The 15,518-nt window shown below is 36.4% G+C and carries 11 protein-coding genes; 10 read left to right on the plus strand and 1 reads right to left on the minus strand.

Annotated elements, in window-relative coordinates:
* Positions 1–17: 17 nt before the first annotated feature.
* The gene (locus tag M2265_RS21580) at positions 18–1,454 is read right to left on the minus strand and encodes a DUF1080 domain-containing protein (RefSeq protein WP_132770802.1); all 1,437 of its coding nucleotides are present in this window, start codon (positions 1,452–1,454) and stop codon (positions 18–20) included.
* Positions 1,455–1,726: 272 nt separating this feature from the next.
* On the opposite strand from M2265_RS21580, the gene M2265_RS21585 reads away from it, so the two are divergent.
* From M2265_RS21585 to M2265_RS21630, 10 genes are all read left to right on the plus strand, one after another.
* Positions 1,727–4,213 carry a ThuA domain-containing protein gene (locus M2265_RS21585; protein ID WP_132770800.1) on the plus strand — a complete coding sequence of 829 codons (2,487 nt, stop codon included), beginning with the start codon at positions 1,727–1,729 and terminating at the stop codon, positions 4,211–4,213.
* 306 nt (positions 4,214–4,519) lie between these two features.
* Positions 4,520–5,227, plus strand: a complete 708-nt coding sequence (locus M2265_RS21590; RefSeq protein ID WP_132770798.1) for a DUF4198 domain-containing protein — start codon at positions 4,520–4,522, stop codon at positions 5,225–5,227.
* A gap of 127 nt (positions 5,228–5,354) precedes the next feature.
* Positions 5,355–7,691: a TonB-dependent receptor domain-containing protein gene (locus M2265_RS21595; protein WP_132770796.1), complete on the plus strand. Its 2,337-nt coding sequence runs from the start codon at positions 5,355–5,357 to the stop codon at positions 7,689–7,691.
* Between the two features lie 35 nt (positions 7,692–7,726).
* Positions 7,727–8,947: a DUF4374 domain-containing protein gene (locus M2265_RS21600; RefSeq protein WP_021189973.1), complete on the plus strand. Its 1,221-nt coding sequence runs from the start codon at positions 7,727–7,729 to the stop codon at positions 8,945–8,947.
* A 101-nt stretch (positions 8,948–9,048) separates the two neighbouring features.
* Positions 9,049–9,381 carry a hypothetical protein gene (locus M2265_RS21605; protein ID WP_132770794.1) on the plus strand — a complete coding sequence of 111 codons (333 nt, stop codon included), beginning with the start codon at positions 9,049–9,051 and terminating at the stop codon, positions 9,379–9,381.
* 3 nt (positions 9,382–9,384) lie between these two features.
* On the plus strand, positions 9,385–9,666 hold the full coding sequence (locus M2265_RS21610; protein WP_021189975.1) for a hypothetical protein: 282 nt from the start codon (positions 9,385–9,387) through the stop codon (positions 9,664–9,666).
* Positions 9,667–9,675: 9 nt separating this feature from the next.
* A complete protein-coding gene (locus tag M2265_RS21615; protein ID WP_132770792.1) occupies positions 9,676–11,307 on the plus strand; it encodes a PepSY-associated TM helix domain-containing protein in 1,632 nt (543 codons plus the stop codon).
* 277 nt (positions 11,308–11,584) lie between these two features.
* Entirely contained in the window at positions 11,585–12,328 is a 744-nt protein-coding gene (locus M2265_RS21620) for a LytR/AlgR family response regulator transcription factor (RefSeq protein WP_132770790.1), read from the plus strand.
* Entirely contained in the window at positions 12,325–14,250 is a 1,926-nt protein-coding gene (locus M2265_RS21625) for a histidine kinase (protein ID WP_132770788.1), read from the plus strand. Before M2265_RS21620 ends, M2265_RS21625 begins: the two co-directional genes overlap by 4 nt.
* A 71-nt stretch (positions 14,251–14,321) precedes the next feature.
* The gene (locus tag M2265_RS21630) at positions 14,322–15,515 is read left to right on the plus strand and encodes a metallophosphoesterase (protein WP_132770786.1); all 1,194 of its coding nucleotides are present in this window, start codon (positions 14,322–14,324) and stop codon (positions 15,513–15,515) included.
* The last annotated feature ends 3 nt before the right edge of the window (positions 15,516–15,518 follow it).

Consider the following 15,518-nt stretch of genomic DNA (forward strand, 5'->3'; position numbering starts at 1 on the left):
TATTTGTACTCTCTCAATTAGAATGAAATAGAATAATTTAATTGTTTGTCTAGGAGAATGATTAATTCTTTTCCTCCGTTAGCATCTCGAATAATAGGTTTAGGAGCACCTTTGTCAAGTTCAAGGTAATAAGACTGACCATCAACGAGGTAATAACCTTTCGCTAGTTCTTCAATTGAACTTGCATTTGCCAGTAAAACATACAAGTTAGGGACAGTTTTGTCAATGTTTATGGATCTGTTCAGGCCTTTACCATCATTTGAAACCGTGATGAGATCGGTGACTTCAGCGCCATATATATTATATTTAAATTTTGGTCTATCCTCATTGTCGATAACATAACCTTTGGTTTTAAATCCACTACCAGTACTGTCAGTAGGCCATGTGGTTTGAACAGTTGCCAGCTGGGCTAAAGCAGGAGTAGCTTTCTTTACAAAAGATGTTACTGCTCCACGGGCTCTAGAAGTACCGTTTCCTCTACCGTCCCACATAGGAGTGGCATCAATAAATTCGCCATGCCATCCCTGCAATAATAGACCATTGTCCAAATCATAGCTGTAATGTGTCTTTAAAGGACTGCCGACAGATATTGCGTGTACAGCAAGCAACTTAGGGGCATAATTCACAAAACTTCTAATCATGGTATTAGAAGGTGCATCTATATAAATAGGGTCAGCGTCACCACCACCTCTATTGTTTACATTAATCTGTTCTTCGGGAAGTTTTGATATTTTAATATTTCGAAAAGCAACTGAACCATGATCGCCTTGAAGACGCAGTGGACCTAACGGCTTTTCTTTATCGGCTGCTCCGCCAGTTGGACCAAACAATTCAACATTATCCTGAACTAAAACACCATTAAGTTCCACAGCTAAAACTCTAGCATTTGAAGTCTTTTTTCCTGTAGCATCAAATTTAGGCGCTTGAAATGCAATTTTTAAGTGTTGCCATAGACCCGGTGCTTTGCTTGCATTTTGACGAGGAGCATAACCTTCAAAACCTTTGGATCCTTCTGGTCTAGCATCATCCCAACGTTCGTATATACCGCCATTGTCAGACGACATGGGTTGCAGCACTCCCCAAGAATCTTTAAGTTGAACTTCATAATTTCCCTGTAGGTAGATTCCTGAATTTGAGTTCTTTGCCATTAAGTAATCCAGTTCAAGAATTATATTTCCATGAACTGCATTTGTTAACAAGTCAGATCCCTTCATTTTATTAGAAGTGATGTTAACAAGGATACCGGATCCTTTTGTAGCTTTCAATTCATTCTCATTTCTTGGGTCAGAGATTACTTTTTCAGCAATAGTCCAAGATTTTCCTGCAGCATTGAAAGCAGTAAGATCATTAAGTTTAATTTCCGATTGATCGGTTAGCTGTTGGGCTAGTAATAATGTCGTTCCAAATAACCAGCATAAGCCGGTTGTTCCGAACTTCAAATAGTTTAATTTCATATGGAGTACTAGGTTTAAAAATTTAAATATAGTAATTTTTGTGCTTGCTAAAAGGATTTTGTGTAACAAAGTGAATATACTGACTGTTGCGGTTAATATTAAGCTATGATTTCTAAATATTCATATTACTGGTAAAATAGCCTCTAAAAATGGATCAGCAAAATAATATATATATTGGCTAAAATAAAGCTAGTATGAGTGGGGTTATAATTGCATCTTTATGTCAAGAATACAAATTAAAGTAAGTACAACCGATAATATTAAAATTTATTATGATTAAAACACTTTTGTCTAAGATTTCTTTACTATTGATTTTTATATCAGTTTTGAGTTCTTGCCATCAAAAGAGGTCCGGAAAACCAAGAGTATTGGTTTTCAGTAAAACTGCAGGTTTCCACCATAATTCTATTGAAAAAGGAAATATTGCCCTCCAGAAGTTAGGACTCGAAAATAACTTTGATGTTGATACAACAACAAATGCAGATTGGTTCAATGAAGATTCGTTAAAAAATTATTCAGCTGTGGTATTCCTAAATACGACTGGTGATCTTTTGAATAATTATCAGGAAGCTGATTTTGAGCGTTATATACAAGCTGGAGGAGGTTTTGTCGGTATTCACGGAGCTGCCGATGCCGAGTATGATTGGGGCTGGTATGGAAGGTTGGTAGGTGGATACTTTGCTACTCATCCTGAAGTCAAAGAAGGAAAATTAACAGTGGTTGATAAAAAACATCCAGCAACAAAAATGCTTCCCGATACTTGGGTACATACAGATGAGTGGTATGTCTTTAAAAAACGTTATGAAGCTACCCATGTGTTAATGAATATCAATAAGGAGGTATATGCAAATCCAGAACAAATGGCCGAGACACCAATGGCCTGGTATCATGATTTTGATGGTGGCCGTTCTTTTTATACAGGTTTAGGTCATCAAGATGAAGATTATTCAGACCCTTTATTCTTAAAGCACATCTTAGGTGCTATCGAATATGCAATCGGAGATAATTACGAATTAGATTATGGTAAGGCTAAAACAAAGCGGGTTCCAGAAGAGGAAAGATTTACGAAAGTTTCATTGGCTGTAGGCGAGTTCTTTGAACCTACCGAAATGGCCATACTTCCTAATTTGGATATTTTAGTAGCACAACGTCGGGGAGAATTGCTTCATTACAATCAAGAAACAAAAAAGGTAATTCAAGTGGGACTGTTAGATGTTTATCACAAAACTGAAACACCCAATGTTAATGCAGAAGAAGGCTTTATGGGGTTAACAATAGATCCGGATTTCGCAGATAATCATTATATATACGCTTTTTATAGTCCAAAAGATACATCTGTTAATCGTCTGTCACGTTTTGAGTTCAAAAATAATAAGTTAGACCTCGCAACCGAAAAGATTGTGCTTCAGTTTTATTCACAACGAGATATCTGCTGCCATACTGGTGGTTCTTTGGCGTTTGATAAAGACCGAAATCTTTATTTATCCACAGGAGACAACTCAACACCATTTGACGAAAAGGATCAAAAATTTGTCAGCAATGGTTATTCACCGCGGGATGATAGGGCTGGACATGAGCAGTATGATGCCGCACGTAGCTCTGGAAATAGCAATGATCTGCGTGGTAAAATTTTGAGAATAAAAATAGCAAAAGACGGTTCATATCAGATTCCAAAAGGAAATTTATTTCCAGAGGGACAGGCAAATACAAAACCTGAAATTTACGTGATGGGAAATAGAAACCCCTATAGGATATCTGTTGACCCGAAAAATGGATTCTTGTATTGGGGAGAAGTGGGACCTGATGCCAATACCGATAGTTTAGGTAGAGGTCCTCGCGGATATGATGAGGTAAACCAAGCGCGTAAGGCAGGCTTCTTCGGGTGGCCATTTTTCGTAGGTAATAATTATGCCTACAATCCGTATAATTATGAAACTGGAGTTAGTGGACAGGCATTTGAGGTTCAAAAGCCAATTAATAGTTCCCGGAATAATACCGGTATAAAAGAATTACCGGCCGCACAACCGGCCTTTATATGGTATCCTTATGCAGAATCAACAGATTTTCCACAGGTGGGTTCAGGAGGGCGTAATGCGATGGCCGGGCCGGTATACTATTCGGATCTTTATCCAAAAGAAACGAGGTATCCAGATTACTATGATGGCAAGCTATTTATTTACGATTGGGTTAGAGGATGGATCAAAGCAGTCACTATGTTACCAAATGGAGACTTTGATAAAATGGAACCATTTATGCCACATACAAAATTAGCTTCTGCGATTGATATGGAAGTTGGTCCTGATGGAAGAATATATCTTTTAGAATATGGTAACGGTTGGTTCAGTAAAAATGCAGATGCAGCAATATCAAGAATCGATTATAATGCAGGTGAATTAGCTTCAAAACGTGTTAATAAAAATGTTTCGGCAAAAAAATCACCAAGTGATACGACTTATAAAGATTTAGATAAAGCAAACGGAGCATTGGGGCATAAAGAAGGATCAGATACACCAAAAGGAGAAGCTTTAGTGTTAGCTTCTGATTGTCAGGCATGTCACGGTGTCGACAAGAAATCAGTTGGTCCTGCATATACTGTAGTTGCTAAACACTATAAAGATAATAAGGACGCATTATCGTTGTTATCTAAGAAAATCATCAATGGTGGAGGCGGTGTCTGGGGTGAGGTAGCCATGCCTGCTCATCCATCATTAAAGCAAGAGGATGCGAATGAAATTGTTAAATGGATACTTTCATTATAAGGGGTTCCATAGATTTTTATTAAACGTTACAAAAGAGGTTGTATCATCAGATACAACCTCTTTTGTTTTCTCTGGTTTTGTGATTGTTTTCAGACAATTACAGAAGATAGAAATGAGTAATCAATTTTCATACAATGATATTTTGGTATTTCTTAATACTTCATTGCTCAAAGGTAATTACGGGCGCCAATCCACTAAACCATTATACTCCGCATACAAATTCATTTAATAGAATTAATAAATTGACTTGGATATTTTGTCAATGTTTGTATATTTGTCCATTATCTTTAATTAATCTAAATAACAATGTACTACGTTAAGCAACTATTAATTGCGATGATTTTACTTTTTGGCGGTAACCAAATAGTTCAAGCTCACGCGATTTGGATTGAAAGTAATCCTGTGGGTATTAAAAATCAATCTCATACCATCCGGGTTTATTACGGAGAATATGCAACTGGAGAAATTGAAAAAACAAAAGACTGGTATTCTGACTTGAATCAGTTAAAACTGAATCTTGTAAATTCTGAGAATAAGGTTGAACTAAAACTTACTGATAAAGGAGATTATTTAGAAGCTAGTTTTGTACCTGCTAAAGATGGTATTTATCAGATCTTTGTTTCTCACCCTGCGAAAGAACTTGGAGGCACCACACGATACGAATTTTTAGCGCAAAGCCAAATTCAAGTAGGTAAAGACGCTGCATATGCAGCAATACCGTTAGCTGCTCACTTTATCTTCCAAAACAAAATCTTTAAAACAAATGATCTGGTAGAAATTCAGTTGTTACGTGGAAATAGTCCAGTCGCTGATAAAGAAGTTTTAGTGATGTCTCCAAACGGTTGGAGCAAAAACTATAAGACTGATAGTCAAGGTAAAATTAAGGCAGAGGCTATCTGGGCTGGTACTTACGTAATCGAAAACAGTCATATGGCCGATCAATCAGGAACTTGGAACGATAAAACCTACAATAAGAATTGGCAGGGACTTACCGCAAGTTTTCAAGTAAAATAAAAGAAAAAGCGTCATCTAGAACGGTAATTCTAGAATGACGCCAAAGGTAGTCTAACGGTAATTAGGCTGCCTTTACTACTACGTTAAGCATGTAGTATATCCCTAAAAGTGTTACAATTAAAAGACAATGCAAAATAGCAAAATAATATTGACTATTGGTATGTCGTTATGCGTTTTGAATGGCGTAGCGCAAAATAAAACCAATAGTTATAAAGGCCAGGTAAGATCTGCGACTGAGGTGGTTCCTTTCGCAACAGTAAAAATAGATCAACAAATTATTCGTGCTGATAAAAATGGAAATTTTTCATTTACAATTAACAAATCTACTGTTGATATCCAAATAACTGCCGTTGGTAAAATCACGGTCAATAGACAGCAAGTGGTTTTGTCCAATTACTTCAATAGTCCTATTCTTATCGAAATGCAAGATGATAGTCAAGGGATCGATGAAGTAGAAGTGATGGGGCTTACAAAAATTAAAGAGATAAATCGTCAAGCCTTCAATGTTACAGCGATAGATGCAACAAAATTATATAATTCCACATTAAATATTGCAGATGCACTGGATAAAGTATCTGGCGTACGTGTACGTGAATCAGGTGGTGTGGGTTCGAATACGAGTCTGACACTTAACGGGTTCTCCGGTAATCATATCCGTTTCTTTTTGGATGGAATTCCAATGGACAATTTCGGTACTTCTTTTCAAATAAATAATATACCGATCAATTTAGCAGAAAGAGTAGAAGTATACAAAGGTGTTGTTCCCATTTGGTTAGGTTCTGATGCCTTAGGGGGGGCTGTTAACATTGTTACATCTACTAAAGCACGCACCTTTGTAGATGCTTCATATTCCTATGGTTCTTTTAATACCCACAGAACAGCTGTCAATGCAGGTGTAACCAATAAAAACGGTCTTACGGTATTGTTAAATGCCTATCAAAATTACTCAGACAACGATTATACCGTAACAACATTAGTCTCTAATATCAATACTTGGGAATCGAAAGAAAATGTTAAAGTAAAGCGGTTTCATGATAAGTACCATAATGAGGCTTTAGTAGCTCAGGTTGGCGTGTCCAATAAAAGTTATGCAGACAAATTATTGCTAGGTCTTACTTTGGGGCAGAACTACAAAGAAATCCAAACCGGAGCCCGTATGGTTTCGGTATTTGGAGGTTGGCACCGTCGCGGAAATACAGTTATGCCGACTTTAAAATATCAGAAAAATAATTTGATAAAAGGTCTGGATGTTACTTTAAACGCTAACTACAACTTTGGTAAGGAGCAGAATATTGATACGCTGAATAGAAGGTACGATTGGTACGGTAATTATAAAGAAATGGGTACCAATGGGGAGCGTAGTAGACAGCTGTATGTTTATAAAAACAATGAAGGTATTGCATCTTTAGCAGCTAACTATAGACTTTCTGATCGTCAGTCTCTTTCTTTAAGTAATGTCGCGACTACTTTTAACCGTAAAGGAGAGGATGAACTCAATCCTCAAAATAGTAATCTTGAACAAGGCCAACGTTCTATCAAAAACGTGATGGGTTTAGGCTATAGTTATGATGTCAAAGATCATTGGAGTACAACAGTTTTTGGAAAAATGATCACACAGAATAATAAACTTGAGGAAGCTGAGTCCGCTTCAGTTACCCGCTTCGGGTATGGACTCGCATCTACATATTTTATTCAGCGGGATCTACAGATAAAAGCTTCTTATGAAATGACCAATCGAATGCCGACTTCCTACGAGATCTTTGGTGATCTGGAAAATCAAGAAGCCAATGGTAACCTCAAACCCGAACGCAGTCACAATATTAATTTGGGTGCTATATATGGGTGGAAACAGGGCGATGATCATCGTTTTTCTGTAGCTGGAAATCTGATATATCGCTATTCTTTTGATTTTATTTATAATAGATTGAATAATAATCAATCGAAATTGGTGGCTGATAACCGCGATGGTGTGAGCACACGTGGAGGAGATTTAGATGTACATTATTCTTATAAAAACTTTTTGAATTTTGGAGGTTCATTGACTTACCAGTACTTACAAAATAAGCAAAAGTATGAACCTGGGTATACAGGAGTGAGCCCTGTTTATAATGACCAGATGCCAAATATTCCTTATCTATTTGGAAATACCAATGTAGATGTTTCATTCCATGATTTTGGTGGGAAAAATAACAAGCTAACGGTCGGTTACAATCTATTGTACGTACACGATTTTTGGCTGTATTGGCCTAGTCGTGGAAATTCATCTGCCAATAAAAAACAGATTCCTAAACAGTTAAGCCACGATGTTAATCTTGTATATAGCTTAGGTTCTGGTAAATATAATATTGGTGTTGAGGGACGCAATTTGGCGAACGCAAATCTTTATGACAATTTTAGTTTGCAAAAACCTGGACGCTCTTTCGCCATTAACTTACGCTATTATTTTCAGCGTGATCATAAATAAACAAGTAGTAAATTTTAAATATTAATACATATAGCATGAATAATACACTTAAAACCGTGATTGCCATCGCTTTTTTAGCAAGCACGACAGTGTCATGTAGCGATAAGGATAAAATAGATCTTGATACAGTCAAGGGCAATTATGTGCTGGCAGTTTCTCCTGTTGCATCGACAGGTGTGGCAGATTATTTATTGACTGCACCAGATTTGGAATCGGGAAGAGTAACCACTGCAGGGCAGGGTGTGGAACAAGATGGTACCTATCGTTATTACGTTACACACAACAATAAGTTTTTTTCCATGCTTTACGGCCAAGGTAACCCTGGAGCAGTAGCCGTTTATAATTTATTGGATGGTAGATTAAACAAGCTTTCTGATTTTGTGACAGAAACTGTACAGGCTTTTGCACCCGTGAATGAGGATATCGTGATGATGAAAATTACGCGTGCTATGACTAATCCGTTGGTAAATTATTATCGATTGAATACCGATAATCTCTTGTTAGCAGGAGAAGGAACAATAAATGTACAAAAAGTTGCCGGAAACGGAGAGTCAGCATTCTTCACTTGGATAAAACAAGTCGGAAATAAAGTATATGCCCCTTATATGTCCATCCAGGCTTGCTGTAAAGCCGCATTTGATACTGCTTATCCTGATAGTGCTTATGTTGCGGTCTATTCATACCCCGAAATGAAATTGGAAAAGGTAATAAAAGATGATCGCATGAGTTATATCGGTCGTTATTTTAGAGATGGATTAGCCGTTGATGAGCAAGGGGATGTCTATGCTTTTTCTTCGGCAGTAGCCACAAAAGGTGGAGCTATTACCTCTAAAAAACCTTCTGCTATTTTACGTATAAAATCTGGAACTACTGAATTTGATAAAGGATATTATATCGATATCGAAGCTATCAGCGGGGGAAAAAACATTACAAATTGGATCTATGTAGGTAAGGGGAAATTTGTTGTTCAGATGACCACAAAAGCAGAAAAAGGTGGGTATACAGATGGAAAACGTATTGGTATACTGGATGTTTATAATAAAACATACCAAGATGTAACCGGAATGCCTGAACTAAGTAAAATTAAGGAGATTTCATATAATAATTATACAGCAAAAGATGGAAATGCTTTTATTGGAGTTGCATTAACAGATGCGGTGAGTTATGTATATAAAGTTAATGCGTCTACTGCAGTAGCAACACAGGGTTTGAAAGTTGAGGGGGGATCAATAACTGCTGTCACACGTATTCAATAAATATTTTAGTATAAAAAATTGTTTCATATCAATAACAGATAGAGCATAAGGGAATCTCAAAGAGATTCCCAAGTTCTATCTTTTAATTTGCTTTTCTCATTATGATAAGTACAGTATGTTTAATATTGTTTATTGCATTTATGTTATGGATGAATACTTCCAAACGTATTGCATGGAAGAATAAATCCAAACTTTGGTCCTATCTTGCCGATCGAAAAAAACAATCACGTACAATAGCAATAGTTCTGTTCCTAATAGCTACTGCCTGCTTGATTTATGCTGTAGGTATAGCCAGTGGAATATTTGCTTTTTTTGTTATCCTGATGTGTATGGGCTGTCTAGTAGTCTTTTTCTTTCCTTTTTCCTACTTTGGTTATCGTGTAGTATTAGGAGTTTATTTATGTTCATTTCTGATTGAAGTATTTATCCATTAATATATGCCTGCTAATAAAAAATATTTAACAAAATCTCCCTGGATAAGGCTTTGTCGTATTTTGTTGGGAACCCTAGGTGGTTATACGGTCATGATCAGTTTTCATGTATTATTAACAGCATTATTTCCACCAGAAAATGTAATTGCTACGGCCTTCTTTACCGGATATTTACTTTGGGCATTTTTATTATTCTGGGCATTTTTAGAACCTAAATTGTGGCGGTTGGCACTAACTTATATTGGCCTTACTTTATTGTTTTCGCTACCTTATATTATCAATCATTAAGTTTATACCATGGATCAAAGAAAATATAATATTTACTTTCATACCCACACGATCAGTGGTATTGTTATCGCAGCACTGCTTTATGTGATCTTTTTTGCAGGCTCTTTCTCTTTTTTTAAAGATGATATCGCCGCATGGCAAAAAGGTAAATCACTTAGCAATGTAGAATCTCCTGCTGACTTCAATTATATATTGGATTCGATGGGAACAAAATATAATCTCCAAGGTAGAAATTTCGACTTCTATTTATTGAGGCAAGGACACGGGACTTATGTTAATATGAGTGTGTCACAAGATACAACGATCAGTAAACCTGAACCCAAAACCGAAAAATCAAAAGGTCGTAAGAGACGGGGAGCAAAAAATGAAGATTCTGCCTATTTTTTACACTCATTTGTAGACAAAACACAGAGTTCTTATGATGAAGGTTATGATATGGGTGAGTTTTTATATCGCTTACATTTCTTAGCTCCACTCAATCAGATTCCAATTCGATTGGGAACTCCATTTGGTTACCTCCTGGCAGGAATTGTTTCATTTTTGTTTCTGTTTGCCTTGATTACAGGTTTATTTCTTCATTGGGATAAGATTAAAAATAACTTCTTTTTATTTAGACCCTGGAGTAAATGGAAAACAGTCTGGACCGACATGCATACTGTTTTGGGTGTTATCGGATTTCCATTTCAATTGATATTTGCCATTACAGGAGTTGTTCTTATCGTCAATTATGTATTGATTTCACCATTTAGTAAATTTATTTACAATGGTGATCAGGATAAATTATATCAGGAACTTCAGTATAACAGAACGATGGCGCCAACTTACAGTTATCAACCCTTAGCCCAAAAATTAGATGTCAATGCATTCGTAAACCAATGGATGAATGAATGGCCGGAATCGGACATTTCGAGACTTTATATCCGAAATTTTGGAGATAAAAGTATGGAAATTGCTTTAGAAACTAAACCTAAACCCAGCGCTAGTTTTGCGGGATCTGGTTACGTTCTTATGAAAGCCGCTGAAGGAAAACCTTCATCAGTGAAATCACCTACAACAGATGCAACATATGTTGATTGGGTTAAGAGTTTGGTTTATCACCTTCATTTTGGAGATTTTGGAGGCAGAACCTTGCGTATCGTTTATTTCGTTTTGGGTTTACTGGGTTGTGTCGTCATTATTTCAGGCATTATGATTTGGCTGGTTGCACGGGAAAAACCTAATATTCCTGCATATAAAAGGAAGTTTAATTTTTGGGCAGCCAATCTTTTCATATCCATGTCATTGAGTATGCTTCCTATTACTGCATTTACCTTTATTGTCATAAAATTTTCAGCTGTCGTAAATCAGAGTTTTATCTATAGTCTTTATTTTTATAGTTGGTTAGTGATGATCATCTATTTATTAATACTGCGTGATCTAACGAAAGTAAACAAGCATACCCTATTCTTATCAACCATTTTGTGTTTGGCAGTACCGATTGTAAATGGTATCACCACAAATCTCTGGATCTGGAATACATTTCAAACAAAATCATATGATATCTTATTTATTGATTTGCTTTTTACTACAATGTCGATTTTATGTGCATTTGCTTTTTTTAAAGTAAAGAAACAAGCTAAATCTTTTAAAATATTGAAATAAGTATGTCCTGTTGTTGATCAGGAAACATAAGTATCCAGTTCAATAGATAACAAAAGCGCCAATCTAATAAAGATCTGGCGCTTTTGTTATTCAATACGTTATTCGATTATCATCTCATGAGAATAGAACTTAAAAAAATGATCGTTCCAATCTCGATGCTGATCTTTAAACTATTTCCAAATGTTTATTTCTTATTGCTATATCGTTAAATTTAAAAAATGAATTTATTTTAGAGCACTTACAATATACTATCTTTACAATAGCTAAAAGTGAAAAGATGATAACCGTTGCCATAATAGAAGACGAGCCTGCAGTTCGTAAAGAGATCGCTTACCTGATACAGCAAGAAACCAATACCGAACTTGTGGGTTGGGCAGACAGCGTACATAAAGCCATTAAGTTGCTTGAAGAAAAGCAACCAGATGTAATATTTATGGATATTCAGCTCAAAGATGGAACAGCATTCGATTTGTTGAAAAAATTAACGCCCATTCCACAAAATATAATATTCATTACTGCATATAATCATTTTGCTATAAAGGCCATCAAGTACGGAGCACTCGATTATCTGCTCAAGCCTATTGATGAGATAGAGCTCCAGGAGGCATTAGAGCGATATCGTCGTCGAAGGGAAAATAATCCGCAATGGATGCAACAATTGTCTTTAGCACAGACCTCAATCCAGATAGGTGAATTACCAGAAAGTATTGTTTTGAATTCCATTAATAACACACGCATTGTTTCTGTTAGTGATATTGTCTATTGTAAAGGTGATGGTCCATATACTCTTTTCATTTTAAGTAATGGTGATAAGGAGCTTATCTCAAGACCTCTTAAGTATTACGAGGAACTTTTGCCAGCTCCACATTTCTTACGCACGCATCAGTCTTATTTGGTTAATCAGCAATATATCTCAGGCATTAACCGATCCGAATATATTGTTCTGAAAAATAAAGAAGAGATTCCAATCTCTACACGACGGAAGAATACGATATTAACCCAACTTTTTTTGAAAAAATGATACGTATACAGCTACTTATTTTTTATTTATGGATGGTTATAGGTTATTCATCTTGTAAAGACAATAACAAGAAAGTTTTGTTGGCAAAATCTGATGATGCCATTTCGGTTCAGATAAAGGATTTGGAAAAAGTAGGAGCTAATCCCACCAATAGAGATTCATTGATTACTGTTTGGCGAAAACTCGATCGAAACCCCATTGTGAAAAATGATACCATACAATCATCAACCGTTAAATATCAATTGGCAAGGCTTTACAGTATGAAGGGCAATGATTCTGCTCGTGTCCTTATTGAAGATGCACTTGAACTGATAGATCCTATAGATGGTGGTTTTAAGAATAAGGCACTTATATACAATGGGATGGGGAATGTTTTGAGCATGAGTGCCCGCATGAAAGAAGCCAGTTATTATTATAACAAAGCAGCCGCAATTGTTTTAGCAGACTCAACGGTAGATCTGTCATTTATAGCAAAAACATCTATGTTACTATCTGCAGCACAAAGTAACCTCCTAAGCTTTCAATATGACTTAGCTGAAAAAATGAACCGTGATGCTTTGCCTATGGCAGATTCATTGCCACAAGGACATATTAATCGACAACGTGTGCTGGTACAAATGATACAGACTTTGAATAAGCGCCAGAAACCAGCAGATAGTATGGCTTTTTATCTTCAAAAACTGGAAGTACTACATGCGCAGAACCCTGATAAATATAATATTAGTTTTCTATACGATTCTAAAATTCAATATTTTGAAAAACATACGCAACTTGATTCGTTACTTCATTATCAGCTGCTTAAAATTAAATCAGATGGATATCTGTACAATGAAGAGGCAACTTCGAGCGAAATTAATAATCTTTTTATCGATTACTGCAATATTGCAGCTATTTATACGGCTCAAAAACACGCAACATTAGCCTCACAATTTCTTGAAAAAGCAAAACTTCTAAAGGAAAAACATACAGGACTAATTTTCGCAGACAGTGATCTCGTTTATCAGCAAAGCTTGGCATCATTGTACAATTTACAGGGAAAGAAAAATGAAGCCATAGCGGTATTGACTCAAACAGCAGAATTACAAAAAGGAATCTATCAGACAGAAAATACACAAGCTGTTGCAGAAATGAATGCTCTTCATCAGTTGCAGACTAAAGATCGCTCTATTCATAAATTAAATGAAGGTATAAAAATTAATAAACTGCAATTGCAACAAAATCGTTTATGGCTTGCCGTATCTGTTTTAGGTATTATCCTCCTTGGTGTCACCATATTGTTTTTGTTTTATAGTTTTCGTCAACGTCGTTTTCTTCAAGAAAAAGAAAAAATACTATTGCAGCAACAATTGTTACGCACACAGATGGAACCCCATTTTATCTTTAATACATTAGCAGCTGTACAGAGTTTTGTGCGGTTGGATAAAAAAGAAATTGCCATCAAATACCTCAACCGTTTTAGTCGATTATTGCGTAGCAGTTTGGAGCTCAGCCGCGAAAATCGTGTACCTCTAGATGAGGAGATTGAAACGTTAGAAAACTACTTAAGCCTGCAGCAAATGCGTTATGAAGATGCATTTAGGTATACTATATTACAACCAATCGAACATGATCTGGGAGCAATTATGGTTCCGCCCATGCTTATACAGCCTTATGTAGAAAATGCGATACTTCACGGGATCGATTTGGAAGAAGGTCTAGGAGATATTAGTATTCATTTTGAGATAGAACAAGATATCTTACAAGTAAAGATTGCAGATAGTGGAAAAACTGAAAAAAGTAATTTTGATCCTGCACACCGTTCATTATCAGGTACGATCAGTCACGAGCGAATACAATTATTGGGTAAAAAAGCAAGTGTCTCTATTACAGAAATTCCAGAAGGTGGCGGTACATTAGTAATTTTACGCATACCTGTCGAATAGGAATAAATGTTCTGGAACTCATTTTATGTTTTGGCACATCATTCGCCTTACTCTATATAATATTATTCGATATGGCACAGAGACTTATTTTAATTTTATTACTATTCCTCATAGGAGATATTTATTTTTATCAGGCAATAATTACACTTTTTTCAAATCCGCTGATCCATGTCATTTATTGGCTTATTGATATTGTTGTACTGGGTGCTATTATAGTCACTATATTTTTGCGGAAACGTATTAGCGATATTCAGCGTTATGCATCGGGTTTGATCACAGCGATGTTGCTTATCTTTATTCCAAAATTATTTTCTGTTCCGATTCTATTATTGGAAGATATTGGTCGACTATTCCGTAGTTTTCCGCCTAGGAATTTTTACGTCAGTGAACTTGTCGCAGTACTTGCTGGCATAGTCTTTTTGGCGATTATTTTCGGGCTGACTAGAGGTCGTCATTTTTATAGGGTTAGAAAAGAGATCTTGCATTTTTCAGATTTACCCGAAGCTTTCGATGGTTTTACCATTACACAATTGTCCGACATCCATTCTGGTAGTTTAAGTAACATCAAAGGTGTACAGAAAGGTATTGATCTTGCGAATGCCCAAAACAGTGATCTGCTCTTATTTACAGGAGATCTCGTCAACAACATGGCTTCCGAGATGGATCCATGGATTGATCTTTTTACCACCTTAAAAGCCCCTTATGGGAAGTATTCTGTTTTAGGTAATCATGACTATGGTGATTATACCAAATGGTCCAGTACATCACTTAAAGAGGCAAATCTGATGCGTGTTAAAGAAATACACAGTGAGATGGGTTTCAAATTATTACTTAATGAAGCTGTCTTACTGCATAAGCATGGACAACGTATTGCATTAGTGGGGGTGGAGAATTGGGGCAAAGGCGGTTTCCATCAGTTTGGCAATCTCAATCAAGCAACAGCTGCTATACCTGCCGATTCCTTTAAGATCCTAATGTCTCATGATCCATCACACTGGGATGCAGTTACTGTAGATCACGCTAAACATGTTCACCTCACCTTGGCCGGTCATACGCATGGTATGCAGTTTGGAATTGAGCTTTTTGGTTTTAAATGGAGTCCTATCCAGTACTTTTATAAACAATGGGCAGGACTGTACCAACGAGACGGAAAATTTTTATATGTCAATAGAGGCTTCGGTTATCATGGTCTGAAAGGCAGGGTGGGCGTGTGGCCCGAAATCACAGTTCTTACCTTAAAACGTTCCACCGACCAAGTAGAATAAATG

The organism is Sphingobacterium kitahiroshimense (assembly GCF_025961315.1).
In the GTDB taxonomy this organism is placed as follows: domain Bacteria; phylum Bacteroidota; class Bacteroidia; order Sphingobacteriales; family Sphingobacteriaceae; genus Sphingobacterium; species Sphingobacterium anhuiense.